The organism is Mucilaginibacter sp. P2_D11, assembly GCF_056404435.1.
Genome location: NZ_JBFUEA010000001.1, coordinates 622977 through 649123 on the forward strand (window position 1 = coordinate 622977; position 26147 = coordinate 649123).

The 26147-nt window shown below is 45.2% G+C and carries 23 protein-coding genes; 11 read left to right on the forward strand and 12 right to left on the reverse strand.

Features of this window, described 5'->3' with window-relative positions; translation table 11 throughout:
• Positions 1-30: 30 nt before the first annotated feature.
• From AC1DXC_RS02640 to AC1DXC_RS02650, 3 genes are all read left to right on the forward strand, one after another.
• Positions 31-1212: a formimidoylglutamase gene (locus tag AC1DXC_RS02640; protein WP_477457577.1), complete on the forward strand. Its 1182-nt coding sequence runs from the start codon at positions 31-33 to the stop codon at positions 1210-1212.
• Positions 1213-1263: 51 nt separating this feature from the next.
• On the forward strand, positions 1264-2439 hold the full coding sequence (locus AC1DXC_RS02645; RefSeq protein ID WP_477457578.1) for a redoxin domain-containing protein: 1176 nt from the start codon (positions 1264-1266) through the stop codon (positions 2437-2439).
• Between the two features lie 150 nt (positions 2440-2589).
• Positions 2590-3717 carry a redoxin domain-containing protein gene (locus AC1DXC_RS02650; protein ID WP_477457579.1) on the forward strand — a complete coding sequence of 376 codons (1128 nt, stop codon included), beginning with the start codon at positions 2590-2592 and terminating at the stop codon, positions 3715-3717.
• Between the two features lie 125 nt (positions 3718-3842).
• Here the strand turns inward: AC1DXC_RS02650 and purD are convergent, their stop codons facing one another.
• Positions 3843-5117, reverse strand: a complete 1275-nt coding sequence (gene purD / locus AC1DXC_RS02655) for a phosphoribosylamine--glycine ligase (RefSeq protein ID WP_477457580.1) — start codon at positions 5115-5117, stop codon at positions 3843-3845.
• A gap of 87 nt (positions 5118-5204) precedes the next feature.
• Between purD and AC1DXC_RS02660 the strand changes: the two genes are divergently transcribed.
• The 4 genes from AC1DXC_RS02660 (at position 5205) to AC1DXC_RS02675 (ending at position 9321) form a co-directional block, all read left to right on the forward strand.
• Positions 5205-5747, forward strand: a complete 543-nt coding sequence (locus AC1DXC_RS02660) for a hypothetical protein (RefSeq protein ID WP_477457581.1) — start codon at positions 5205-5207, stop codon at positions 5745-5747.
• Between the two features lie 130 nt (positions 5748-5877).
• Positions 5878-7092 (forward strand): acyltransferase family protein, encoded by a 1215-nt coding sequence (locus AC1DXC_RS02665; protein ID WP_477457582.1) that lies wholly within the window; start codon positions 5878-5880, stop codon positions 7090-7092.
• Positions 7093-7124: 32 nt separating this feature from the next.
• Positions 7125-8462 carry an acetylxylan esterase gene (locus AC1DXC_RS02670; protein WP_477457583.1) on the forward strand — a complete coding sequence of 446 codons (1338 nt, stop codon included), beginning with the start codon at positions 7125-7127 and terminating at the stop codon, positions 8460-8462.
• 13 nt (positions 8463-8475) lie between these two features.
• Entirely contained in the window at positions 8476-9321 is an 846-nt protein-coding gene (locus tag AC1DXC_RS02675; RefSeq protein WP_477457584.1) for a hypothetical protein, read from the forward strand.
• Positions 9322-9446: 125 nt separating this feature from the next.
• Here AC1DXC_RS02675 and AC1DXC_RS02680 read toward each other — a convergent pair whose 3' ends face one another.
• Positions 9447-9980 carry a hypothetical protein gene (locus AC1DXC_RS02680; RefSeq protein ID WP_477457585.1) on the reverse strand — a complete coding sequence of 178 codons (534 nt, stop codon included), beginning with the start codon at positions 9978-9980 and terminating at the stop codon, positions 9447-9449.
• Positions 9981-10263: 283 nt separating this feature from the next.
• Here AC1DXC_RS02680 and AC1DXC_RS02685 point away from each other — a divergent pair, with 283 nt between their 5' ends.
• Positions 10264-11694 (forward strand): MBOAT family O-acyltransferase, encoded by a 1431-nt coding sequence (locus AC1DXC_RS02685; RefSeq protein ID WP_477457586.1) that lies wholly within the window; start codon positions 10264-10266, stop codon positions 11692-11694.
• Between the two features lies 1 nt (position 11695).
• Entirely contained in the window at positions 11696-12607 is a 912-nt protein-coding gene (locus AC1DXC_RS02690; protein ID WP_477457587.1) for a hypothetical protein, read from the forward strand.
• 40 nt (positions 12608-12647) lie between these two features.
• On the opposite strand, the gene AC1DXC_RS02695 is transcribed toward AC1DXC_RS02690, so the two are convergent.
• The 4 genes from AC1DXC_RS02695 to AC1DXC_RS02710 all read right to left on the reverse strand — a co-directional run bounded on the left by AC1DXC_RS02695 (position 12648) and on the right by AC1DXC_RS02710 (position 15084).
• Positions 12648-13121 (reverse strand): SRPBCC family protein, encoded by a 474-nt coding sequence (locus tag AC1DXC_RS02695; protein WP_477457588.1) that lies wholly within the window; start codon positions 13119-13121, stop codon positions 12648-12650.
• A gap of 49 nt (positions 13122-13170) precedes the next feature.
• Positions 13171-14010, reverse strand: a complete 840-nt coding sequence (locus AC1DXC_RS02700; protein WP_477457589.1) for a sulfurtransferase — start codon at positions 14008-14010, stop codon at positions 13171-13173.
• Between the two features lie 126 nt (positions 14011-14136).
• Positions 14137-14610, reverse strand: a complete 474-nt coding sequence (locus AC1DXC_RS02705; RefSeq protein ID WP_477457590.1) for a ribonuclease H-like YkuK family protein — start codon at positions 14608-14610, stop codon at positions 14137-14139.
• Positions 14611-14775: 165 nt separating this feature from the next.
• The gene (locus AC1DXC_RS02710) at positions 14776-15084 is read right to left on the reverse strand and encodes a hypothetical protein (protein WP_477457591.1); all 309 of its coding nucleotides are present in this window, start codon (positions 15082-15084) and stop codon (positions 14776-14778) included.
• Between the two features lie 1104 nt (positions 15085-16188).
• On the opposite strand from AC1DXC_RS02710, the gene AC1DXC_RS02715 reads away from it, so the two are divergent.
• Positions 16189-18654: a T9SS type B sorting domain-containing protein gene (locus tag AC1DXC_RS02715; protein WP_477457592.1), complete on the forward strand. Its 2466-nt coding sequence runs from the start codon at positions 16189-16191 to the stop codon at positions 18652-18654.
• A 170-nt stretch (positions 18655-18824) separates the two neighbouring features.
• On the opposite strand, the gene AC1DXC_RS02720 is transcribed toward AC1DXC_RS02715, so the two are convergent.
• The 5 genes from AC1DXC_RS02720 to AC1DXC_RS02740 form a co-directional block, all read right to left on the reverse strand.
• Positions 18825-18965: a hypothetical protein gene (locus tag AC1DXC_RS02720; protein WP_477457593.1), complete on the reverse strand. Its 141-nt coding sequence runs from the start codon at positions 18963-18965 to the stop codon at positions 18825-18827.
• Between the two features lie 171 nt (positions 18966-19136).
• Positions 19137-20009, reverse strand: coding sequence for a hypothetical protein (locus AC1DXC_RS02725; protein WP_477457594.1), 873 nt, complete (start codon positions 20007-20009; stop codon positions 19137-19139).
• Positions 20010-20011: 2 nt separating this feature from the next.
• Positions 20012-21802, reverse strand: coding sequence for a KAP family P-loop NTPase fold protein (locus tag AC1DXC_RS02730; RefSeq protein WP_477457595.1), 1791 nt, complete (start codon positions 21800-21802; stop codon positions 20012-20014).
• Positions 21803-22055: 253 nt separating this feature from the next.
• Entirely contained in the window at positions 22056-22346 is a 291-nt protein-coding gene (locus tag AC1DXC_RS02735) for a hypothetical protein (RefSeq protein ID WP_477457596.1), read from the reverse strand.
• Positions 22347-23227: 881 nt separating this feature from the next.
• Entirely contained in the window at positions 23228-24052 is an 825-nt protein-coding gene (locus tag AC1DXC_RS02740; RefSeq protein WP_477457597.1) for a lytic transglycosylase domain-containing protein, read from the reverse strand.
• A 234-nt stretch (positions 24053-24286) separates the two neighbouring features.
• Between AC1DXC_RS02740 and AC1DXC_RS02745 the strand changes: the two genes are divergently transcribed.
• Positions 24287-25762 carry a pseudouridine synthase gene (locus AC1DXC_RS02745; RefSeq protein WP_477457598.1) on the forward strand — a complete coding sequence of 492 codons (1476 nt, stop codon included), beginning with the start codon at positions 24287-24289 and terminating at the stop codon, positions 25760-25762.
• A gap of 42 nt (positions 25763-25804) precedes the next feature.
• Here AC1DXC_RS02745 and AC1DXC_RS02750 read toward each other — a convergent pair whose 3' ends face one another.
• Entirely contained in the window at positions 25805-26080 is a 276-nt protein-coding gene (locus AC1DXC_RS02750) for a hypothetical protein (protein ID WP_477457599.1), read from the reverse strand.
• Positions 26081-26147 lie beyond the last annotated feature (67 nt).

Below are 26147 nucleotides of genomic sequence, written 5' to 3' on the forward strand. Positions count from 1 at the left end.
GCACATCCGCATATCTGCACATCAAACCATATGTCTTTAGCCGATTTTTTTGCCCCGATAGATATAAAGAAAATAACGCCTAAAGATGGGTTTTATACCAGCCAGCTTGGCGATAGGATAGAGCACTATTCCGTTGCCTTCCCCGATTTGGAGCAGAAGGTGGATATCGCCATCATCGGCGTGCTGGAAGATCGCAACGCCATAAACAACGCAGGTTGTGCCCTTGGCCCCGATTACGTTCGTGAAAAGCTGTACCTGCTTAACGAGGGGGCTTACAACACCAAAATAGTAGATTTGGGCAATATAGCCCGCGGCGAAAAGGTAACAGATACCTACTACGCGCTTAAAACCGTGGTAGAAGAGCTGATAAAGAAAGATATCCTTCCGCTTATCATAGGCGGCGGGCAGGACCTCACTTACGCCCAGTACATGGGCTACGAAAGCCTGGAGCAAAAGGTAGATGTACTGGTGGTAGATTCGCATTTCGATTTGGACGACGACGGCTTCGGCAGCAGCATAGAAACCAATTCTATCGCTTACCTCAACAAGATATTCCTGCACGAACCGAATTACCTCTTCAACTTCAGCAACCTGGGGTACCAAACTTATTTCACCAGCCAGGAAAGCTTAAGGGTGATGGATAAACTCTACTTCGATGTGCACCGCCTGGGCGAGTTGGCCGGCAACATCACCGTAACCGAGCCGGTTATCCGCAATGCCAATATGCTAAGTTTCGATATAGGGGCCATCCGTTCTTCAGATGCAGCGGCCAACGCCAACACCAAGCCGAACGGTTTTTACGGTGAAGAGGCCTGCCAGATATGCCGGTATGCCGGTTTCAATGATAAACTTACTTCGATAGGGTTTTACGAATTTAACCCCGCCTACGATACTAACGGCCAAACCGCGATGCTGATATCGCAAATGGTGTGGTACTTCATAGATGGTTTTTATAATCGCAAGAAAGATTTTCCGCTAAATCCCAAATCGCAATACCTCATTTACAAAACCAGCCTGAAGCACGATGAGCATGAATTGGTATTCGTAAAAAGCAAAAAAAGCGATCGCTGGTGGATGCAGGTACCTTACCCAACTGGCGGTTCGCGCAACGAGCGGTTCCATCTGGTGCCTTGCCGATACGAGGATTATAAAACTGCCCGCTCCGGCGATATGCCCGATTTATGGTGGCGCACTTACCAAAAGTTGAACTGAGCCGCAATTCATTAGCCCTTTAAGCGTTACATTATCTTTACTGTTATTATAATGAAGAGATTTTTTTTATGCCTGCTGGCCTTTATGCCTGCAATGGCATTTGCCCAAACTGCCGCGCCTTTTACCATAAAAGCAAAGGTTGGCAAGTTAGATAAGCCCGCGCAAGCCTTTTTAGCTTACCAGTTGGGTGCCAATAACGTTATCGATTCCGCAGCCATAGTAAACGGCGAATTTACCTTCACCGGTACCATTACCAACCCGGTAAACGCCACCATGTTTATTGATTATAAGGGTGAAGGTTTTGAAAAATACGTGGCGCAGAACTTCAACCAGGGCACTGGACCGGCTAAAACAGCCGACTATTTAGGCTTTTATGTAGAAAAAGGCGAACTGGGTATTACCTCGCCCGATTCCTTGAAGCACAGCAAAATCACGGGTTCTAAAACAACCGACGACGAAGCAAAACTGATGGCACAGCTTAAACCAATAATGGATAAAGCGAAGGTGCTTGCCAGCGAAGCCAAGGCCGCCACGCCGGAGCAACAGCAGTCGGCAGCGTTCCAAAACAACATGCAGGTTAAATACAAAGCCCTGCAGCAAGAGCAAAAAGCCGCGTTGAAAAGCTTCATCGTTAGCAACCCCGATAGCTACCTTAGCCTGCTGGTGCTTACCAGCGTAAGCGGCCCCTCGCCCGATGTGGCCGAGGTAGAGCCTTTGTTCAACTCATTGTCTGACGAGCTGAAGAACTCGGATCAGGGCAAGCAACTAAAATATGAGTTGGATAAACTCAAGGTAACCGCAATTGGCTCCATTGCGCCCGATTTTATACAGAACGACGCAAACGGCAAGCCCGTGCAATTGTCGTCTTTCCGTGGGAAGTATGTGTTGATAGATTTTTGGGCATCGTGGTGCGGCCCCTGCCGACAGGAGAACCCCAATGTGGTGCGTACCTATAATAAATACAAATACAAAAACTTTACCGTTTTAGGCGTATCCCTTGATAAGGAAGGTGCCCGCGATGCCTGGCTGGCCGCCATTAAAAGCGATCGGCTGGAGTGGACGCAGGTGTCTGACCTTAAATTCTGGAACAATATGGCTGCAAGGCTTTACGACGTGCGCTCCATCCCCCAAAACTATTTGATAGACCCGCAGGGCAAAATAGTAGCCAAAAACCTGCGTGGCGACGATTTGGACAATAAACTGGAAGAACTGCTGGGAAAGATATAATGTAGTCGGGAGTGGGAAAGTCCGCAGTCTGGAGTCGGAAAGACGGATGGAGCTTCACGGTTGCGGGCTTTCCGTCTTCCAATTTTACGCCGGTGCTTTGAATATTAACGGGATAGTTGCATCTTTCCGCTTTAAATACACATTTATATCATGAAGAGGATATTGTTGGGTGCCCTTTTGCTTATACCCGCTGCGCTTTTTGCGCAGGATACCAAATACACCGTACAGGGTAATGTGGGCACGTTTAATAAGCCGGCTAAAGTTTATTTGCAATACAAAAAAGACGGTAAGTCGGTAACCGACTCAGTTACTTTAAAAGACGGGAAATTTCTGTTCAAAGGAGATGCCGACGCCGCGCCCACCAGCGCGCGCCTGTGGTTTAATCCCAACGCATCCGGCTTAAACAGCGCAGAAGATTCGCATGCCTTATACCTGGAGCCCGGCGTAATTACCCTAACTACCAATGATTTACTGGCCAACAGTAAACTGCAAGGCACAAAAACCAACCTGGATTACGAACTATACCATGCCGCTGTAAAAGTGGTTGACGATGGTTACGCCGCGCTGGATGCCCGCGACAAAGCAGCGGGCGATGCAGCAAAAGCCGATACCTTTATCAGGCAAACGAAACTACGGGAGAAAGCCCTGAGCGCACAATTCAAGGCCATTACCCAACAATTTATTAAAGATCATCCCGATTCGTATGTCAGCTTAGCCATCCTGCCGGATTTCGCTTACAGTGCCGATTACGCAGACATTGCGCCATTGTACGAAGCGCTTACGCCCGCCATCAAAGCAACTAAAGGGGGCAAGGCTTTTGGTGAACTGCTGCCAAAAATAAAGAGCGTTGCATTAGGAGAGATAGCGCCAGATTTTGCCGAAGCGGATACCGCAGGCAAAATGGTGAGCCTTTCATCTTTTCGCGGTAAGTACGTGTTGATAGACTTTTGGGCATCCTGGTGCGGCCCCTGCCGCCAAGAAAACCCGAACGTGGTAAAGGCCTATGCCCGGTATAAGGATAAAAATTTTACCATCGTGGGCATTTCATCGGATAGGCCTGGGGCTAAAAAAGCCTGGCTGGATGCCATCCATAAAGACGGCCTCACCTGGACGCAGCTATCCGATCTTCAATATTCTAAAAGCAAAGTAGCTAACCTGTATGCCGTAAAAGGCATCCCCCAGAATTTTTTGATAGATCCTAACGGCAAAATCATAGCCAAGAACTTAAGAGGCGACGATTTGAACGATAAGCTGGCGGAATTGTTTGGAAAGATATAATGAGTCATTGAATCATTAGGTCATTGAGTCATTAAAAAGGCGGAATTGCTTGTGCAGTTCCGCCTTTCTATTCATATCGATCTATTGCAATGACTCAATGACGCGCAAGCAAAATGACTCAATGATTAAAGTAAGTCAAACCCTATATCGCGCCTAAAATAAACGCCATCGTAGTAGATGCGTGCGGCATCGGCCGTGGCTTGCTGCAGAGCATTGAACATGTTATCCTGCAAGCTGGTAATGGCCAGCACGCGGCCGCCTGTGGTAATTACGTCATCGCCACTTAAGCTTGTGCCCGCGTGGAACACATGCGAGCCGCGAACGTTCTCAATACCACTGATGGCTTTATTCTTTAAATATTCGCCGGGGTAACCGCCTGCTACGCAAACTACCGTTGCGGCTGTTTTGTTAGATATAATGAGTTCTTTCTCGTTCAGATTGCCATGGGCCACGCCCTCCAGCAGGTCAACGAAATCGGATTCTATGCGCGGCATTACGCTTTCAGTTTCCGGGTCGCCCATGCGGCAGTTGTATTCTATTACCCATGGTTCGCCGTGGGTATTCATCAGCCCTATGAAAATAAAGCCCTTGTAGGGGATGCCCTCGCTCTTCAGTCCCTCAACGGTGGGGATGATTACCTTTTGCTCTACCTTAGCCATGAACGCAGCATCAGCAAAGTGCACCGGCGAAACAGAACCCATGCCGCCTGTATTAAGGCCGGTGTCGCCCTCGCCAATACGCTTGTAATCTTTTGCCTCGGGCAGTATTTTGTAATTAGTGCCATCCGTCATCACAAAAACCGAAAGCTCTATACCCGTGAGAAATTGCTCTATCACCACCTTTGAGCTGGCATCGCCGAACTTGGCTTCGGTGAGCATCTCGGCCAATTCCAGCTTGGCTTCTTCCAGGGTAAGGCATATCAAAACGCCTTTTCCTGCGGCCAGACCATCTGCCTTCAGTACAACAGGCAGGCCCGCGGTGGCCAGGTAATCGAAACCTTCCTGCAGGGTATCTTTGGTAAACGTTTTGGATGCAGCTGTAGGTACATTGTTGCGCTGCATAAAATCCTTGCTAAAATCTTTGCTGCCCTCCAGTTGCGCTGCCTGTTGCTGCGGGCCTATTACCGGGATGTTCTTCAGCTCATCGTCGGTCAAAAAGTAATCGTGGATGCCTTTTACCAGGGGGTCTTCAGGCCCAACCAGTACCATATCAATGGCGTTGCCCAGTGCAAATGCTTTTATGCCGGCAAAATCGGTAACCCTAAGGTCAACGTTGGTGCCGTACTGGCCGGTGCCGGCATTGCCGGGGGCAATAAAAAGCTTATCACATTTGGGACTTTGGGCAATTTTCCAGGCGAAGGCACTTTCCCTTCCACCCGAACCAAGGATCAGGATATTCATGGGGCGAATATAAGGTTTTTGATGTGCAGATATGCGGATGTGCAAATGTGCAGATGATTTTCGGATGGGATTCGTTAAGTTTACCGTATGTCGAAACGCATGAATAGGTTGATGAATCTGCCGGTTTACAAGAAAGCAGAGGAGATTTACGAAATGGCCAAGGTTATTGTGGAGGTGATTTACGAGAGCGACAAGTACGAACGCGAGTGGTTCACAAAGGAAATTTTGAGCAATGCTACCATGATATTGGGTAAAATTGCGAACGCAGAGGGTGGCGGGCTTTATTCGTTGCGGATGTACAATGCCGTACGCATTAGGCTGGGCATACAGGATATGATGAATGCGGTTATCAGTACCGAAATGTTCGGCATGAATAAGGAAGATTACGTGCAGTTGATGCGCGATAAGATTGAAGAGTTTAGAGTGGAGTTTGTTGCCTGGATACGCGGTTTCGATAAAACGCACGACATTCCGGATGATTGGGCTATCCGCTTCGATACAAGCACACCGGAGCAGGAGAAACTGGAAGAACTGATGTTTGACGAGGATACGTTTTTTGATAGATTGAGCCAGGATGATGACGAAGACCTGGGTTGGACAGACGAAGATGATGAGGACCACCCCAAATAATAGTTGTTGGTACGCCGGCATACCATAGCCTATCAAGCCTACATCCATTAAGAATATGCAGAGCGCTTGGCCTTGTTTTTGCATTATCTGCTTAATAAATTATCTTTAGGGACGAAAAAACTGACCTGTTTTGGCGCAAAAACCTCTACTTACCTATATACCGGCCCTTACCGGCGTGCGTGCTATGGCCGCATACCTCGTATTCATTTCGCATTACTGCTACGCATTCGATGAGAATTTTCCCCATGCTGTGCAACGTTTTTTCACCGAATTCCATATTGGGGTAACTATTTTCTTTACGCTATCGGGTTTTTTGATCGCTTTCCGTTATTTCGATACCTTCGAATTAACCGGCGATTGGTTCAAACAGTACCTTAAAAACCGTGTGGCGCGCATCTATCCCATGTATCTCCTGCTTACGCTGGGCGCCTTCGCCAGCTTCTATTTCAACCACGATGAAAAGGTGACCAATGGCTTCGGTAGCCCCATAGGGCTTTTGCTGATGAATATCACTTTCGTGCGCGGCTTTTTCGACCAGTTGAAGTTTACCGGCATCGCCCAGGGATGGAGCTTAACTGTAGAAGAATGCTTTTACTTTTCGGCACCGTTTATCTTTTTCTTTTCGCAGCGGTACAAAAAATTCTATATACAGCCTTTCATCATTACCGCCATCGGTGCCTTACTGGTGCTGATATTCCGCAATGTAAACTGGTATGGTTTCTTCGGCAATTTTACGTTTATGATGCTCTATACCTTTTTGGGGCGTTGTTTCGAGTTTTTTGTGGGGATACAGCTGGCACTTTTTGTACGCAAGAAAACTTTAGATGGGCAAAGCAAGCAAAAGCTTACCTACCTTGGCTTCGTGCTAATGTTTGCCTGCGTGTGGTTTATGAGTACGCTGCCTATACCCAAAGGCGAAGCGGCAGGGCTGCAGCACCCCTTGGGCATCATCACCAATAATTACCTGCTGTCCATCAGCATAGCCATCTTTTTTTACGGGCTGCTTACCGAGACGACTATCCTCAAAAAAATATTATCCAATAAGTTTGTAGAGCTGCTGGGCAAAAGCTCGTATATATTCTATCTTATCCATTTGGGTTGGATGTACAACGGTTTGCACTTTAGCCTAAACTGGCTAAACGATTACGTTTTCGCGCTGTACGATAAATGGGGGGTAGACTGGAACTCTCCTTTCCAATACGATAATTTGAACGTACTTTACGCTTTTATAATCCTCAACGGAATATCTATCCTGTTATTCAAAACCATAGAGGAGCCATTGAACCATTACATCCGCCAGTCGGATTTTTTGATCAGGAACAAAAAACGAACTGCAACCGTATAATACGGGACTTAAAAAAAAGAAACGATATAAAAATGCGACTATCACGAGGCTTTAAATTTTATGTTGTTACGCTAAGCATCGTTCTGGCAGGCTGCTGCAGCGCCTTTGCGCAGGACGATAAAGAAGATGAAGGCGAAGTATTCATAGAGGTGAAACCAGGTACTAAAAACGCCCTTTTTAAAGGAAGCGACGATATTGAATTTAAGCTGAAATTAAAGAGCACCTATAAAGAAAACCAGGACGGCAAACTTACCTATAACGTGTTAAGCGACGATTTTAAGCAGCTATCAACCAACAGCATGTGGGTACATCTCATAAAAAATTCTTCGGAAACTTACAGTGTACTGCTGCCAAAAGGTGCCCCCGGTTTTTACAGAGTGCATTTTATGTTGAACCTTACTTCGTATGATGATACGGTGAAACGCGTATTCGGTATCGACCCTGAAAAGATAAAAACCACCTTGCACAAACCTGCCGATTTTGATGCCTTTTGGCAGGGGACTATTGACACCTTAAAAAATATTAAGCCCGAATTTAAATTTACCGAAGACAAAAAGAAATCGACCAAAGAGAAGGTTGTTTACCTGTGCGAGATGAAATCGTGGGAGGGCATTACCATACGCGGTTGGCTCACGGTGCCAAAGGGCGGCAAAAACTACCCTATACTTTACCGTGTGCCGGGTTACACCATTGATATGAAGCCCGACTATGATAAGGAGGATTTTGCGGTGTTTACCATCAACGTGCGCGGTAACGGCAACAGTCGCGACGTAATTGCACCCGATTATAAACAGTATAACCTAGTGAATATAGAGAGCCGCGATAAGTATATTTACCGCGGCGCGTATATGGATTGTCTGCGCGCGGTCGATTTTTTGACCACCAACGCTGCAAAGCTGAGGCTGAATCCCGAAAAGATAGTGGTAGAGGGTGGTAGCCAGGGCGGCGCATTGGCGGTGTTTGTGGCGGCCATGGATAAACGCGTGAAACTTTGCACCTTCCAGGTGCCGCTGTATGCCGATATGCACGATTCGTATGCTATAGGTAGTTCTTACCCGGTTGATACCTGGCCGACGCTGGTGTTTCATGAGTACATTAAGAAACATAACGGCTTTACTAAAGAAAAGCTATTGGCGGTTTGGGATTATTACGACCCCCAGAATTTCGCTGACAAAGTAGAAAGTAAGGTGCTGATGGGGATTGGCTTACTCGATGAATTTTGCCCGCCACGCTGCAGCTTTGGCATGTTCAATAAATTTGCCAATACCAGCAACGAATATTTTGTAGTGGCCGATAAGGCGCATGAGGTTAATTTTACCTACTTTACATTTCAATACTACTGGCTGAAAGAAGATTTCAGGATGCCGTAAACAGCAGATACCTATGAAAAAAGTTTACATCATTTGTTTATTATTGGTTATCATCGGCTCTGCACATCAGCAGGCCTTTGCAGGCTGGCCCATTGGTAAATATCGCAATATCGTAGTGCCATCATTCAATTACTATACCTCTAAAGATGTATATAACAGCAGCGGCAAAAAGGTAAAGCCCGATGGAAACAGCCAGTTCACCAGCTATGCTTACGGGCTTTATGTAGGCTACGGTATTACCCGCCGGTTAGACCTTATTGTAAACGTGTTGGCACCCAACCAACAAAGCCAGTTCACCACAACTGCAGGCACAACCTACCAGCAAAGTTTCGGCCTGGGCGATTTGCAGGCGGGCTTGAGCTATGCGCTGATAAACTTTGATTATAAAGCCTATTTTTCGGTACAGGTATCGGCCATTGCGCCGCTTTATAAACACGATGAAGATGTATTAGACCTGGGTTACGGCACCTTCGGTTCCGAAATAAAATTTATGTACACCGGCAGTTTCAATAAGAATTTCTTACGGGGATGCTATTTTAACCTAGAGGCTGGTTACCGCCGCTATTTTGATGCCCAGGGTCCTAATGTTATACTTTACTCGGCCCTGTTAGGTATCCCCATCAATAAAAAGAACCAGATAAGTTTCGAAATTGGCGGGCAAAGGTCCTCCAGTTCCAATAAATCATTCAGCCAAAATTTAAGCGTAAACCGCGATTTTGCCTTCACCAAAGGGGCCATAAACGTAGGGCATACCTTTAGCCGTAGGTTTTCGCTTTTTGCCAATGGCTTTTACACCTTTATGGGCCGCAACTCGGGCGTGGGCTATGGCGGTGCCTTGCAGGCGGTGTTGAAGATATAGAACCAGGATTTTTAACGTTATAAAGTTTTTAAGGTGTTAAAGAGGGATTCGCCGTTAAGCGGGTTTTTACGATTCACCTGATTTTTATTTCACCGATAGCTTCGGCAATCAACCTGTTTTACTTTTCATCCATTTCTATAGAAATCGTACAGAAAATAACAAAACAAACAGATGGCCGCCATTAGAACGCCGATGAAGGGCCTTGCGTTGTTTTTATGCGCATCAAAGCTGTAAATAACTTTGCTACCCAATTCAACCTGGCTTACGCGGCTCCCAAAATCAAGTATATCCAGGCTTAGTATCCTATAAATAACCGACGGATTGTAAATAGTGATGATATCGCCTTTTTTAATAATCGTATCAATACTCCAATCATTATTCCGTAAGTCGATATTGTACGATTTCTTATTATCCAAATCTACTACTAATGAATAGTTTGGAATGCCCTTCCCCCTTCCGTTTGCATGGTATGATGTTACTGTTACCTGTTTGTGAATTACTTTGCCCTGAATTTTTTCAAACTGTTTTACAGTAAATAATTGTGCGATAAGCTGTGCGCACAATAGCAATGTACACAGGGAGATAAAAAACACAATCACATACTTTTTCAGCAGTTTCTGGTTTGGTAATATTTCAAAAATATTTTTCCGGTTACTCAACGAAGTTGCAGATTAGGTTTATCAAATATAACAGTTCGGCGTAACAAATTTCTCCTTACCGATAACATCATCGTTTCATTCGAGGTCCCATTTATAATGCGCCGGAATTCCGTTCTCTTTAATTGCCATATACGCCGCCCTCCCAATTTTAAATCGAATAAATTCCAATTTTAAAGCAAGGAGTTATATTTTTAGGGAATTATCGGTCAATGGAAATTGCCGGAGATAAAGCCGCGGAACTTATGCAGCAATAGCTGTGTTGTGCGGCCCTAAATCATCGTAAATGCTTTTCAATTCGTTCGAGTTTTTAATCTTCTTCCCGCTTGTTACGCTGTTGTATTATCTGGTGCCCCATAAGTTCAGGTGGTTCCTGCTGCTTTTTGCCAGTTGTATATTCTACATGGCGTTTATCCCGGTTTATATCTTCATTTTATTCATTACCATCCTTATCGATTATTTTGCGGCGATATACATCAGCCGGTCGGAAGGGCGAAGGCGGAAGCTCTATCTGATCATCAGTATCGTATCTACCTGCCTGGTGCTTTTTATTTTCAAGTACTTCAACTTCTTTAACAGCCATGTGCGGTTCGTTGCCCACCTGACGCATTGGAACTACCCCATACAGGCTTTAAGTATTATATTGCCGGTGGGCTTATCGTTCCACACCTTCCAAAGCCTTGCTTATGTTATAGAGGTGTACAGGGGCCATCAAAAGCCCGAGCACCATTTTGGCATCTACGCTTTATATGTGATGTTCTACCCCCAATTGGTAGCCGGCCCCATAGAGGGCCCCCAGAACATGCTGCCCCAGTTTTATGAGAAGCATGAGTTTGACTACGATAATGTAACCCGGGGCTTAAAGCGCATGCTTTGGGGCTTTTTTAAGAAAGTGGTTGTAGCCGATAGGCTGGCGCTGTATGTAAACGCCGTTTTTATGGCCAACGGGCATCATAACGGCACTACACTGGCGGTTGCCGTAGTGTTTTTTGCCTTCCAGATATACTGCGATTTTTCGGGATACTCGGATATTGCCATCGGCAGCGCACAGGTGATGGGTTTTAAGCTGGTAACCAATTTTAACCGCCCCTTTTTAAGCAAGAGCGTCACCGAATACTGGCGCAGGTGGCACATCTCGCTTACAACATGGTTCAATACCTACCTGTTTACGCCAATCATGGTACAGAAGCGCCATTGGGGTAAATTTTCCGTAGTGTTTGCCTTGCTGGTAACCTTTTTCGTGAGCGGGCTTTGGCACGGCGCGGCTTATACGTATATCTCTTTCGGGCTGGTGAACGGCATTGCGGTGTGCTACGAGTTTTTGACTAAGAAAACCCGGAAGAAGGTTTTCGGCTTTCTGCCTGAAGTGGTGGCGAAAATGCTATCCACCCTGCTCACTTTTGCTTTTGCCTGCTTTGCGTTCGTGTTTTTTAGGTCGGGCTCCATGGCCGAGGCGTTCAGCATACTAGGCAAGATACTGTTTATGCACGGCGAGTTGTTCACCGCCAACAACCGCCGGCTGATTGGATATTCCATCATCGGCATACTCATTGTGGTTACGGTGGAGGTTTCTGAGGAGTATGGCCTGTTCGGCAAGGTTAGCTTTTTAAATAATAGTAAGCCTTTGCTGAGGTATTCAACCTATTGCCTGCTTGCTATGCTGATACTTTTGTTTGGAGTTTTTGGTAAAACGCAGTTTATTTACTTCCAGTTTTAACATGCAGCAGAAACCCACAACCGATATAAACCGCTTCCTGAAGAAGTTTGCACTGTTGGCAATTGTACTGCTACTGCTTGATTTTTCCATCGGCGCTTTGCTCAGGCACCTCTATTTCAAGCAGAAATTCAACGACGTTACCTACGTGTTTAATAAAACCCGGGCGCAAACGCTGGTGTTTGGTTCATCCAGGGCCATGCATCAGTATGTGTCTAAAACATTCGAGGCGAAGCTCAACACTACTTTTTACAATTGCGGCCGCGAAGGATATAAGCTCATCTATAATCTGGCGGCCATGTCCGCAGTGTTGGAGCGCTACAAGCCTAGGCAAATTATATTGGATATCTACCCCGACGAATTCGCTACCTCCGAAGAAGGAAACCTTTCTTTGCTGTTGCCCTACCACGATAACGCGGCCATTAAGCCCTTCATCAAGTACAACAGCAAGTTTGAGGATTTTAAGATGCTATCTGCAATATACCCCTATAATGCATTGATGGATAACATCCTCTCGGAAACCATACACCCAACCAGGGTAAATCCCGATACCACCGATGGCTACGCCAAACTTAGCTCGGTATTGGAGAAGCACCCCATGTTACCCTTTAAACACGAACAAGCAATTGCCAGTCGCATCGCTTTGCTCGATAGCATTCTAAATGACCTCAACAAGAAAGACGTTGATATTACGCTGGTAGTTTCGCCCATCTATTTCTCATTCGGGGCCGATGATAACACGATAGCTATCCTGACAGGCTTCAGCAAAAAATACCCCAACGTGCATTTCATCAGTTACGAAAACAACCCGTCATTTACTGATGCAAGCTTGTTTTACGACGATTATCACCTGAACGACAAGGGGGCGCACGCTTTTTCAGTAGATTTAGCAAATAGGTTATTGGAGAGGAAATAAGGAGCCTTTATCAATTTCTCGTTTTAGATAACTTAACAGGCTACCCTTTATATTCCCCAAAAATCTCCACAACCTTTTTCGTCCTGAACTCGAAAACCTCTTTTACCTTATTGGCTACAAACAAGCTATTTGCTAACCGGCCGAAGATGCCAAAAGGGATGGCGTAGTGCAGCAAATCGGTCATCTCTACGCCGCCGGGTATCTCCTTAAAATGGTGCTGATGATGCCAAAGGGCGTAAGGGCCAAAGCGTTGCTCATCTACAAAATACTTCCCTTCTTCTACATGGGTTATCTCCGTCATCCAGTTAAGCTTGATGCCCATTATCGGCGATACCTTGTACGTGATAACCATGCCGGGGTACATCTTAGCCTCGCCGTTATAGTTGCTTGTCACCACGAAATCCATCTCGGGCGGGGTAATTTTGGCCAGATTATGCGGCGACGAGAAAAAGTCCCAGGCCTCTGCCAGGGTGATGGGTAAATTTTGCGTAAGCTTTAATGCGTATGTTTTCACGCCACAAGTAAGGGATAATATTTAAGTGCAATTTCGTTTCAATGTAAATTTATTGATCCAATCCCGTACCAATAGGCAGCCCGCGACGACTCCATTCGCTCCAGGATCCTACGTATAGCTTAGGACCTGTGATACCCGCATACTCCAGGCCCAACAGCAGGTGGCAGGCTGTAACGCCCGATCCGCAATGCACAATCACGTCCTGCGGTTTTACCTTGCCAATAGTATCGGCGTAGAGTGTGGCCAGCGCGTGTTTGGTAAGGTAAGTACCCTCGGGCGAGAGGCTGTTGCTGTAGAAGAGGTTCACCGCACCGGGGATATGCCCCGCAACAAGGTCAAGCGGCTCGGTAAGGCCCTGGTAACGCACGCCCTCGCGCACATCTATTACCACGCGGCCTTCATCTGCGGCAGCTTTTTTCACTTCTTCTATATCCACGGTGTTGGCGTACTCCGCAGGGATAGGGTAGGGCTCTACAGCTGCGTTTTGGTACTCATCGGTAGCCAAAGGCATGCCGGCATCGGTTGCAGCCTTTAAGCCGCCGTTTATCACCTGTACGTTGGTGTGGCCTATCGAGCGTAGCATCCACCACAGGCGTGCGCCGCCCATGGCACCGGCCTTGTCATCGTAAACAATCACATGGCTATCGGGTGTAATGCCCCAGCGGGCAAGCGTTGCAGCAAAATCTTCCAAGGCAGGTAACGGGTGGCGACCACCGAAGGCAGCATCGGCGGGTTTAGAGGCCAGGTCGGCATCCAGGCCGGCGAATACGGCATTGGGCAGGTGCCCGGCCAGGTAACGCTCGTGCGCATCGGCACCGGCGCGTACATCAATGAGGATGCTGGTGTTATCTAAAATATGCGGGTCGGTAATTTCAATAAGCGGCGACATAGGCTATGTATTTGTAGCCCAAATATAGATGTTAGCTTTGAGAATTAAGAGGCAAGAACCAAGAATCAAGACAAGAAGTAAAGTCAAAAACCATTCTACGCTCACTACTCTCCAATCACCAAACCCCTACTGCACCATCTTATTGGCGCAGCACGAACTGGCGAAGGCCTCGGGCTTGGCTTTGAACACGAAGCCCATGCTGAGGATGTAACCCATGGCCTCGTGCAGGGCCTGGTTGCTTTTGAACATCGGGTTGGTGTTGATGTCGGCGTGCACCTCCAGTTCTACCTCGTATAGGTCTAGCAGGTCGCAGAGTTTGTAGGCAATGTCGATGGATTTCTGCACCTCGTTGAGCATACGCTCTTTGATGGTCATCTTTTGGGAGGTGCGCTCCTGGTGGATGAACATGAAAGCACCCCTTGCTTCGCGGATGAAAACGATGACGGTAGCGAAATCGGTAACCGAGCCTTTCACCTGCGAATCGGTGCCGATGCAAACCTTAAGCTTATTGCCTAGTAGGGTTTCGCGCTCAATGGCACGCTCTACTTCTTCTAAAATGGGTGTTTGGATAATCTCCCCGCTGAATTTTTTCCAGGCCATAAAAATGCATTTAGATGATTTTTAGTACGCGACCTTTTTACGGTCTATAAAAATAAGCGATTAACTATTGCTTAAACGTTATATCCGCATGATTTATTTGTTAACATTTTATTGATTATTAACAGGTTGCGGATTTCAGATGTGCAGATGTTTTTGGTCATTGAGTCATTGAGTCATTGGGTCATTGGGAAGGGCGATGGAGGGTTCGCCATTTTCAATTTCTTGTCCGGTTTTATTTTGTAGAAATTTTGGAAAAAACGGGGAAAATTGGGCCGGACTGCGATGGTCCATCTTTTGTTTTTTTGCCTCTTCGGGCACGCTTTTTACCGTAAGAAATCGGAGAAAAATCGGTGTTTTTCTTTGTTTTTCGAACTTTTTTGTGGGTTTTTTTGGCTTTTTTCTACAATTGGCAAAAAGGGCCTTATTTGCACGGAATGGCCGTTTTTCGCTAAAAATGATGTTTACGCGCGACAAAAAAATTTCCAGCTTTTTCCAGCTTTTGCGCCGGTTTTGGCTGTGGGTTTCCAGGTTTTTCTAAGTGATTGGACGGGGTTTTCTGCCGCTTGGGCGCGCCCCCGGTTTGAGGCGGGGGCAAGTTAACCGCTGCGCAATTGGCAAGGTTGGAGAACGATGCTGCTCTGTTAGGTGGCCGCAGGGGGGCACTCTCCGTAGCGCGAGCAACCTCTTTATTCAATTTAGATTTTTTGTAAAAAAAAGGCACGCTATGTATTACAATATTTGGCTATATTTGAGTACCAGTTAGCCCTAATAGAGAGAAATAATTTAATATCCTTTATTCCTCTGGTAATGGTTACAAATTCTTCAACAAAGCCTTCACTGAAGGCCTGTGTATGCAGTGCCACAAATTGGTTCAGGGCGCCACGCCCCAAATGGGTTAAAGTGTTACTGTGGTGGATGCCTATCAAAATATACAAATGCTATATGTGCGACCGCAAACGTTGGGTTATCAGCAGTTAATCCCGGGGCATTACGTCACCCGTGTATTAGCGTTAACGCTTTGTTAGGTACTACAAATACGTGGTTTCGTATGAAATGTGGCAACAAAGGGGAGTAGCAGCGTATAACCCATTTTATGCGCTTTTTTTATGGAATTAATCGCGGTGGGTTGTGTTAGGCTATGCTTCTTGACGGCTAACACACCCCTCTCCACCCTCTCAAGAGAGAAATCGCCTATCATAAGACAGATTTCATAAAACGTTCCTATGGAACGTGAAAATTGTCATTGTTCTTTTCTACCCATAAGACGTTCCTCCGGAACGTTTTCTTTTTTCATCCCTTCGGGATGTTTTATGGGTAGAAAATGCGGACGGACCTCCTTGCGTTCCGGAACGTCTTATGAATTATCCGCCTGTCAGGTCACGGGGCTATTACGCTCAAGAGGGGAATCGCGCAAGCCCCGGCTCGCATTAATTTAAACGCTAATTCCCTGTTATAAAAACAATTGCCGGCGATACACAAGCATAATTTTCGTATTTTGAGGTCCTTTTATAAACACCATAGACCGGTTTTGCCTGGCTTCTATAAAATAGTTATTGAACAAAATTTAAGGACCTTCTTATGCGCAAGCCCTGTTGTTCAAAAATATTTTTACTTTTCACGGGTATCTTCCTGTTTGTATTCTCCTTTTTGCCAAAAACTTTCGCGCTAAATAATCCGTCGCGTCCAGCCGCAACCATCAGCGTGGGTATTGCCAGTGGCATTATTTACACCTGCTCGGGTATTGCATCTGCAAGCCCAAACATTTCACAATTTCCTGTTTCGGGAGCTAATTTAACCGGCAACATTACGGCAACGGCCCCGCCGGGCTTTGAACTTTCACTTGCTGCCGGCAGTGGTTATAGCAATACGCTTACACTTACGCCATCAAATGGCGCTGTAAGTAATGTGATCTTATATGTAAGGGCGGCAGCAACCGCGCCGGTTGGTTATATAGCAGGTAATGTAATTTTAACCGCTGCGGGCAGCGCCGATCAAAGTGTAGAGGTAATAGGTATGGTATATGCTTTGCCAATGGTTAACCGGCCGCCAGATCAGGGCCCGCTGCCGAACGGATCAACAACTAACGCGGTTAATTTCGTTGGCAACACAGCCTTTTATACATGGACCAACGATAATCCCGCAATTGGTTTGCCCGCCAGCGGCACGGGGGATATCCCGCCATTTACGGTGAAAAATACAAGCCTTACTACCCCTCTTACCGCCACAATTACGGTTACGCCGGTACGTCAAACAAATGCCTATATCCCCAATGCAGTATCTAACGATGTTTCGGTTATCGATGTTGTTACTAATAGGTTGGTTACCACAATTCCTGTTGGCAAAGATCCGTTGGGTGTAGCGGTTAGCCCCGATGGCACCCGCGTATATATCGCCAATCAATCGGCGGATAATATTTCTGTTATTAACACGGTAACCAACAAGGTGGTGTCGGTTATTACGTTGCCGCGTGGCTCGCTGCCCTCCGGCATAGTAGTAAGTCCGGATGGGAACCTGGTGTATGTGGCCAATTTTGGTAAACAGTCGATATCGATAATTAACACAGCGACCAACGCAATAACCCAATCCATTCAGCTAAGCGACGCATCTCCCTATGAGATAGCCCTGAACAGGGATGGGAGCCGGTTGTACAGCCCAAATCATTCATCTAACGGGGCTAACAGTATTTTAATAATAAACACCGCAACAAATGCCATTATATCCACCATGGCGGTGGGCAATCAGCCCTTCAACGCTTGTGTGAGCCCCGATGGCTTGTTGTTATATGTTGCGAATACCAATTCAAACAATGTTATTGTGATAAATACGGAGACGAATAAAATAGTTTCCACGATAAGCACGGGTAAGTGGCCCTGGAGGGTAACTACCAACCCCGACGGCAGCAGGCTATATGTGACGAATTCAGGGGCTGGTACGGTGTCGGTAATAAATACGTCAGATAACAGCGTTCTCACAACGATAGATGTCAGCGGGGACCCCACTGGCGAATCGTTCAATTTGGATGGAAGCCTGTTATATGTTGTAAGCAGCGGTTCCGATTTGATGTCGGTTATCGATCCGGTCGCTAATAAGGTTATTACCACGGTCGGCCTGGGCACTCATCCGCTTGGCCTCGGCAATTTTGTGATGCCCGAAACCGGGTGCACCGGTACGCCTGTTAAATTCAGCATCACCGTAGCGCCTGCAGAACCACCGCTTATTACAGTCACGGGCACGTTACAACCGCTGCAAACAACTTATGGCACACCGTCGGCACCTACATCATTTACCTTGAATGGCGCAAACATGCAGGCCGGTGTGCTGGTGAGCCCCCCGCCTGGTTTTGAGGTTAGCGCCGATAATATCACCTTTAGCAATACCATTACCGTTGGCGCCGCAGGTACTATTGCCCCAACCGTTGTTTATATCAGGTTAGCAGCAAGTGCCTCTGTTGGCAGTTACATGGGCAATGTTGTACTTAGTAGCCAGAGCGCTACCGATGCCTCTGTACCCATGCCGGCGAGCATAGTAAAGCCCGCGCCGCTCACCATTACAGCCGATGATAAAAACAAAAGTTACGGGCAAGTAAACCCTGCCCTAACGGTTACCTACAATGGTTTTAAAAATAACGATGGGCCCGCGCAACTAACGTCGCTGCCCCTAATAACCACCACTGCTGCAACAACATCAACGCCCGGCGAATATCCAATTACCGTAAGCGCGGCCGGTGCGCCTAACTATTCAATTACTTATGTGTTTGGGAAACTCACTGTAGCGCCCGCAATTGTAGCCATACCAAACACTTTTACGCCAAATAACGATAACATTAACGATACCTGGAACATACAATATTTGAATACTTTTCCAAATTGTGCCGTTGGTATATATAACAGGTACGGAACAAAAATATATGCCTCAATTGGTTATGCCGTGCCCTGGAACGGACGGTACAAGGGCGCTAATTTACCAGTGGGCACCTACTATTATATCATAAACCTGCACGACGGATCCCCCGTTTTATCGGGAAGTATTACGATCATCAGGTAACCGTAACGGGTGTTTTATATATGATCTAATCCCACCGCCATTGCCGAGGCGCGAAGCAACCTCGAAGCAGGCAGAGTAGCTGTGCATGGTGCCTGCCTTGTAAGTGGGCCACAAGTTTGGGTCGGTAAGTGCGTAAAACACGCCCTCTGCGCCGCCCGGGCGGTTGTAGTTTACAGATGTCCGCTCCTGCGGCCAATCTTAACGGTGGTGCATTCCGTTCCGCTGATGGTAACATTAGCTGTGAAAGGGGTAACCGTGCCGCCCTTTTTGCAGGCAGCGAAGGATAACAAAGCGAAAGGGTATAAAAACAACAGCTTAGGTTTTATTGGACTGGGTGTGGAAAGCGCAATTTAAGGGTTTTTATGGGGATTGGAAAGTTGGGGTGGAATGGCGTTTAGGGATTTTTATGCCCACTGAAATTGCCGCTTAAAATGAGCGTAAGTATGGGACTGTTGCTGGAGTAGAGGGCATTTATTAGTTCATTAAGGCAACAACTCCCGGGATAAGTTTTTATGTAAGGATATATCCAACGGAATTCTATCGTAATAGACATGGCCGTTTTTTGCGTATTCAATTACAAATCTTTTTACGTCATTGTAGACTTTATCATTTGCAGTATCTGGCCTCATTTTTTTTAATTGCTGGTTAATAAAATCAATGAACCCTTCTGCTGATTTAAATATTTGTTTATAAAAGGGCTCTGGTACTATTAATTTTCCGTCGTCCCAAACTCTCGAAGTGCCAAAATAATAGAAGCGAATGAAATTATTTATGTAGTCCCTAAACAATGCAACGTTATTAGTGAAATTCAACTTTAGTAATAACATTGCATCTGGATTTAAATGGATGACCTTGTCATCGTCAATAAAGTCAATGCAACCGTATAATAGAGCTATTGCGGTATCTGATGAAGCATTTTTTTCACTCAAATACTCTTGCAACAAATCAAAGTTGAACTTTACAAAGTACTCTTTGCTTGGCCATTTGGAAATGATTTTTAAATCTTCCTCTTTTTTATAAATGATTGTTGTTATCAGTCTCCTTATTATTTCAGACAAACCGACATATGGTTTTACTTTATTATCCTTAATGATTTCAAAAATTTCGTTCCCTGATTTTAAAAAACCAAATTTATCACTTTCGTGTAACGTTCTTCTTAAGAGCAAATTAGATGCTGCGGAAAAACAAATCTTATCCTCTATTAAAGTGAGTAAAATCACCAAGTAGTTTCCTAATTCATATTGAGTTTTGACAGAGAAATCAAATTCCAATTTTTGTAGCAAAGAACCTGCTTGTCCATTTTTGATCATGTTGTTAATTTCATTAACTATAACATCGTAATTCTTAGCCTTCATTTCTATTGAGAGATTAGATTTTGTATAAAAGCTGTGGTAACCAGATGATTTGTGGGTACGAGACTAAAATAACTTTCATAATAATCTTCGTAATAAATGCCAAACTCTTGGTTGCGATCAGACATAAGTGGCTCAGAAACCAAATTGTTAATAAGCGTCGTTAGTACTTTCCTTTTAACGTCTTCATAATTATAATCTAAGTAAGCCAGCAATTTCGGTTCGTCATTTACTGAGTCATTTTGATTTCTAACCAAACTTAAAATTCTCAACACTGTTCCATTTCGATATTCCGCATAGTAGTTATCTTCAATAAAAGATATTTTATCATACAGATTAGGCTCGTAGAACTTAATGATTTCTATTAAAAACAAGTCTGGTAAATAGGTTCGATTAAAAAATAGTGATAGCCGTAAAATGAATGAATTTGCAAAACGTACGATATCTCTTTTATTAAAAAATATTTGATTTAGTACCTCACTCACATTATACTTTTTATTTTGATCAATATCATTTCTACCAAAAATTATATCCTCAAGCATCTTGATCGTATCTCGTTCAAGGTTTTCGTCTAAGTTGATGAGTTTCATTTGCCTCGTTAACTCCCTAATAAGCGAGTTTTTTATTGCAATCTTAGATATTGTCGGAAGTTTTATTTCTAACTGGATAATTTTCTCTAAGTATCTATTACTGTCTGGAATGCTATTATACTCAAGTGCTTTTTCAATATACTTACGGTCATAGGCGATGATAAATACCATATTAGGAAAACAGGCAGAGCTTCTAATCAACCTTAAAATTTCAAATACTTCTTCTTTGTCGAGCCTGTCTATATCGTCTATAAAAATGTAAACTGGTTTGTGAATCTTTTTTATCAACAAGGTGATTTCTTCAAACCGCTGCTGTAAGGTGTTTTCTTCAAAAAAGTCGCTAAATTTTTTAAACGGATTTTTGTCGTCATCAATTTTTGTCAGACTTTGACCATATTTCTTAAATAAATTCGATGTTGCGATGAATTTCGACAGTTCTTCTTCCATCGTGTTGAAGAAATCTTTTATGAGATTATATTCTTTGTTTGCAATCCAAGGATTAAACTCAATTTTGACAAAGTCACGTTTAAATTCATTTGCAATCATCTTCAATAGAGAACTTTTCCCATAGCCCCAATTGCCGTTGATTCCAATAACAAAACTTTGGCTGCTATTTATTTTTAATCCATCAATGCGCTTTGCAAATTGTTCAACAAAGTCTTTTCTGTCAAATTCATCATCATCTTTTTTAAAGATTGCCTGATCTGCGTTAATAGATGAAACTTCATCCTTTAAATACTTCGTATTATAGACTGACAGAATATATCCTATTGCGAATAATAGAGCTATTAAAAATACTGGATCTAGAACGGAGGGCGCATAGTTGCCTAATGTATTTTGAAATAATTTTAAAAAGACGTAGTGATAGCTAATAAACCTTTCATATCCGTAAACTATACAAACAAAAAGGAGTAGTGCTATCAATAAGGAGGTAGCTTTATATTTCAATGGATTGTGTTCTGCAAACAACAAAAAGCCAGCGACGAAAACAATAATCAAATATATTACACCTAAAAGATCGTTAAGAGGGTGGTTATAAATGTATTTGCAAACGTTTGTCACAAAATACTCATCAAAAGTGTCTGTAATGGGTTGGCAAAACCAAGAGAAGAGAAACAAAGTAATTAGAATAATAAAAAAATGAGCTTTATTAAAAGCCATGTGATTTTCAGCTAACTCATCAATTTTGTTCTTTAAATTATACATATATCGTAGTTCTCAATTATCCGTTATTTTTTCTTCTTGGTATTGACACCTAACTATTCTTAATGATAGGTGCCAAATCCATCTCTAATTTAGATATCTTTTGTTTTGCCGCAACCCCGTATAAACACCCGATTTTATTATAAATACTTACATCTCGGTGATATGCGCCTGTTCCATAAGTAGCAGACTGTCGGCAGCATGCGTTATTCAATATACGCGTGCGTAGCGCTAGAATACATCACAAGGCAATTAATCAATCAGTTATTTTATGCTTTTTCTTTAATGCGATTGTCTCAACACGAAGTTTTTCAACTTCTCCCAATTTTTTTTGATAGTCGGCCATTTTGTTCAAGTTATCAAAGTCTTGACTGTTGACTCTTCCAACTAGAAATCGCCATCCCAGTTTTATCAGGTTTCCCAGCCACTCGATACAAACAATACCGATTATTTTAATAGGATGCCGCTTTGTGGTCGGCTGCAAATTGGCAGGTGTATTTTTACCAATGCCGACATTTGGCTGACGTTGTAATGATACATTTTCCATCTTATTATGCTTATGGTGTATAAATTCGATATAAAAACATTTGTGAGACTTTGCATCTTCGCTAAGTGTTGTAAATATTTCCGTTTCCAGAACATCGAATATTCATAAAAAAAGTCAACTAAAAAATAAAAAAAACAGAAAGTGGAAAAAAACATCGGATAAGTCACGTTCTTATAGATGATTTATAATCAATCTATTTGCCTGTGGTTGGTGTTCTCACCATACTACTCACGGATGCCCTCAAAACCAATAAGTTGTTATTTTGCCTAATGCAACAGTGCGGTGTGTTTTTTATCGCTATTTGCCCTAAGCGCATATTACGCTTGTTACCCGAAGTATATAACTATTTACCGGCAGCGTACTCCATTTTGAAATACACTCACCGACATGATAACGCAAATGTAAACTACCTATAACAGCATCCCGGAGGTGGTATGGTGATAACACCAACCACAGGCTGAAAAGTCTTGTCATTCCGAACCGAGGGACGAGGGAGGAATCTTGTTGTTGACGCAAGGCTCGCCACTTTGCACATTCCCTTTGCATGACCGCTTTGCCTGCCTGCCTTGCACGTCTAACAAGGTTTCTCGTCGCTGCGCTTCCCTCGAAACGACAAAAGAATAAAAACTTGACCTATCGAACGAGCGATAGCGAGGAGATATCTTGTTAGTTATGCAACGTTCGCCACTTTGCATGTCCGCCTTGCGTGCCTGCCTTGCACGTCTAACAAGGTTTCTCGTCGCTGCGCTTCCCTCGAAACGACAAAATCATTACATCCTCCATCTGAAATCTGCACATCTAAAATCTGCACATAAAAAAAGCCGCCCCAAACTTGAGACGGCCTTTACATGTGCTCCGTAATTTTTTTGAATTACAATTTTTTAGTTGGCGGCTGCCAACAGGTAAGTTGGTACGGTTTCCTGCTTGCGCAGGTAGCTGTAATAGTTTTTGTAGCCGTACTTGCGGGGGTGATTGATCACCTCTTTCATGGCAATTAGCTTGTACACGTAGCTGCCGGTTTCGCGGTTAAGGCTCATGCGGAAGTAATTGTCCTCATTTTGCTTGTTAATGGCGCGGTTTAGCTTAATGCTGCCGTTGTTGTAGGCGGCTGCAGCAAGCGTCCAACTGTGGAACTCGCCATACAGTTCTTTGATGTACTTGCAGGCCGCGATGGTTGATTTACGCACGTTAAGGCGTTCGTCTACCCCGCCGCGCACTTTTAGTCCGTAGGTGCGTGCGGTGCCGGGCATAAACTGCCAGATGCCGCGTGCGCCCTTGGGCGATGTGCCTTCGCATAAGCCGCTCTCTACCAGGGGCACATACTTAAAGTCTTCGGGGATGCCGTAGGCTTTCAGGATGGGCTCGATGATGGGGAAAAGCTTGTCGGCTTTAATGTGCAGCATGTTCGATTGAACATACTTGAACCTGTTTTTAGTGATTGATTTCTGAAGTTTAAGGTCTACCCGTTTGTCGTTAAGCGGTATGGCTTCATCGGCAAAGCTAAAGATGGCTTCAACAGCATCGGGCCGGTAAAATACCAGCGACGCTACTGCGTTCGCAACTTTAATTTTGGGGGTAGTTTTTGTACTGTTTTTCACAGTAAGTACAGGTTCTGTACCGAAGATGTTGAGGGCCGAAACGATAACCAGCACCAGCATTACGGAGCACGTAATTAAGTGATTTTTACGCATTTCAATTTTACTCATTTATTAAACATTTGGTATAATGTGCTGCAAAGGTATGTTATACAATTCACATTGTCAACTACTTAGTATGGGGATAGTGTATTGACCGTTTTTCAAAACCGTCCAAAATCGCGCTTTAAACTACTTTAAACAACGTTTTTGAACCGATAAGGTTTTTTGATTTTTTTATAAAAATGCGGCCAAAATGTTGTACTTTTGACCCTCTCACGCTGCGAAAGCGCAAACTAAAAATATATGGTATTTAAGAAACCAACGGGCAGTCGCGACGACAAAGCCAACAACAATTCAGCCCGCCCAAGAAGTGGCGGCGGCGCGTCAAAACGCAGCTCATCTGCATCAGCAGGCAAGCCATACGGCAGCCGCGATGCCGAAAGTAAGAACCACTACAGTACCGATAAGCGGTCATCAAGCTACTCAAAACCCAACAACGACCGCCCCGAAGGAGATAACGACAGGCCGAAACGCGGCACATCGTCGGGCTCATCATTCAGCGGCGGCGATAAAAAAGCATTCGTACCCAAAGGCAGGCCATATAGCGGCCGCCCAACCGGCGATAGCGACGGCCCTAAACGCAGCTTCGGCGGCGACGACCGTAAAAGCTTTACCCCTAAAGACCGCCCATACAGCGGCCGCCCAACCGGCGATAGCGATACACCGCGCACGCCACGTGGCCTGGGCCCGGCATCGTTCAAAAAAACAACCTCGAAAGATAAACCCTTTGGCAACCGCCCAACCGGCGCGGATAGCGACCGCCCTAAACGCAGCTTCGGCGGCGATAGCGATAAACCAAAGCGCGCCTTTGGCGATACCAGCGGCGAGCGCAAGCCATACAACCGCGCACCAAAACCCGGCGCTGGCAACGGTACCGGCAAAAAAGATTTCGCCAACACTACATCGGGCTTTAAAAAACGCGACGAGGACCGCCCTGCAGCGGATGGCCCTAACCGCACTATGCGCAGCCGCAAAAACGCGCCTGCCCCCCGCGCTAAAGATGATGGCCTGATACGCCTTAACCGCTACATAGCCAATGCAGGCATCTGCAGCCGCCGCAAGGCCGATGAGCTGATCATGGCCGGCGTAGTATCGGTAAACGGCGAAGTGGTAAGCGAGCTTGGCCACAAGGTTGACCCGGTGAAGGACCTGGTACGCTACAATGGCGAGGCGCTTAAACGCGAGCGCATGGTGTACGTACTGCTGAACAAACCCAAAGACTACATCACCACTACCGACGACCCGCAGGAGCGCCGCACCGTGATGCACCTGGTTGAGAAAGCCAGTAAAGAGCGTATTTACCCCGTTGGCCGCCTCGACCGTAACACTACAGGCCTGATACTAATGACCAACGACGGCGACCTGGCCGATAAGTTGAGTCACCCCCGCAACAGCATCACCAAGCTATACAACGTAGAATTAAGCAAGGCCCTCACCCAAGGCGACCTTAACAAGATCGGCTTCGGCCTGGAGCTGGAAGACGGCTTCATCAAGCCTGATAGCATTTCGTACGTAACAGGAGGCACCAAAAAAGAAATAGGCATACAAATACACAGCGGCAAAAACCGCATCGTGCGCCGCATTTTCGAAAGCCTGGGCTACGAAGTAGTAAAGCTCGATCGCTCAGTGTACGCCAACCTCACCAAAAAAGACCTCCCCCGCGGCCGCTGGAGATACCTGGATGAGAAGGAAGTAATACAGCTGAAGCATTTGATATAGATTGAACCGGGATTAAGCGGATTTATTCGATTTACACGATTTTTAGAATAGTGAAAGGCTCCAAATGGGGTCTTTTTTTGTGGGCGCGATTGTCTGAACCGCTGATTTCAATGATTTTAAGATTCCGCTGATGTTGTCTGAACGTTGATTTGCGCGATTAAAGGATGGAAGGATTCTTTTACTTGCGAATTTGCTTTTAATCAGCAGCCAAGCTTCGGGCGAAAGCGGGCAGAACGTGATGGGCTTGCGGGCGGGAAGGGCATAGTGAATTTTGCTGAAGCGTGGGCATTGAGCGGCGAAGCAAGGGGCAATGTTCATCCCGACTTACGTTGGGATGGTTCTGCGCGCTTTGCAGGGCAATGGCCTTGTGCGGCAAGAAGCCTAA

Bases quoted from the DNA above. Each gene is read 5' to 3' on its own strand.
- AC1DXC_RS02735 (WP_477457596.1), bottom strand. From the start codon at position 22,346: ATGGAAAATGTATCATTACAACGTCAGCCAAATGTCGGCATTGGTAAA.
- AC1DXC_RS02640 (WP_477457577.1), top strand. From the start codon at position 31: ATGTCTTTAGCCGATTTTTTTGCCCCGATAGATATAAAGAAAATAACG.
- AC1DXC_RS02690 (WP_477457587.1), top strand. From the start codon at position 11,696: ATGCAGCAGAAACCCACAACCGATATAAACCGCTTCCTGAAGAAGTTT.
- AC1DXC_RS02705 (WP_477457590.1), bottom strand. From the start codon at position 14,610: ATGGCCTGGAAAAAATTCAGCGGGGAGATTATCCAAACACCCATTTTA.
- AC1DXC_RS02745 (WP_477457598.1), top strand. From the start codon at position 24,287: ATGGTATTTAAGAAACCAACGGGCAGTCGCGACGACAAAGCCAACAAC.
- AC1DXC_RS02750 (WP_477457599.1), bottom strand. From the start codon at position 26,080: ATGAACATTGCCCCTTGCTTCGCCGCTCAATGCCCACGCTTCAGCAAA.
- AC1DXC_RS02675 (WP_477457584.1), top strand. From the start codon at position 8,476: ATGAAAAAAGTTTACATCATTTGTTTATTATTGGTTATCATCGGCTCT.
- purD (WP_477457580.1), bottom strand. From the start codon at position 5,117: ATGAATATCCTGATCCTTGGTTCGGGTGGAAGGGAAAGTGCCTTCGCC.
- AC1DXC_RS02645 (WP_477457578.1), top strand. From the start codon at position 1,264: ATGAAGAGATTTTTTTTATGCCTGCTGGCCTTTATGCCTGCAATGGCA.
- AC1DXC_RS02660 (WP_477457581.1), top strand. From the start codon at position 5,205: ATGTCGAAACGCATGAATAGGTTGATGAATCTGCCGGTTTACAAGAAA.
- AC1DXC_RS02650 (WP_477457579.1), top strand. From the start codon at position 2,590: ATGAAGAGGATATTGTTGGGTGCCCTTTTGCTTATACCCGCTGCGCTT.
- AC1DXC_RS02685 (WP_477457586.1), top strand. From the start codon at position 10,264: ATGCTTTTCAATTCGTTCGAGTTTTTAATCTTCTTCCCGCTTGTTACG.
- AC1DXC_RS02700 (WP_477457589.1), bottom strand. From the start codon at position 14,010: ATGTCGCCGCTTATTGAAATTACCGACCCGCATATTTTAGATAACACC.
- AC1DXC_RS02715 (WP_477457592.1), top strand. From the start codon at position 16,189: ATGCGCAAGCCCTGTTGTTCAAAAATATTTTTACTTTTCACGGGTATC.
- AC1DXC_RS02725 (WP_477457594.1), bottom strand. From the start codon at position 20,009: ATGAAGGCTAAGAATTACGATGTTATAGTTAATGAAATTAACAACATG.
- AC1DXC_RS02670 (WP_477457583.1), top strand. From the start codon at position 7,125: ATGCGACTATCACGAGGCTTTAAATTTTATGTTGTTACGCTAAGCATC.
- AC1DXC_RS02740 (WP_477457597.1), bottom strand. From the start codon at position 24,052: ATGAGTAAAATTGAAATGCGTAAAAATCACTTAATTACGTGCTCCGTA.
- AC1DXC_RS02730 (WP_477457595.1), bottom strand. From the start codon at position 21,802: ATGTATAATTTAAAGAACAAAATTGATGAGTTAGCTGAAAATCACATG.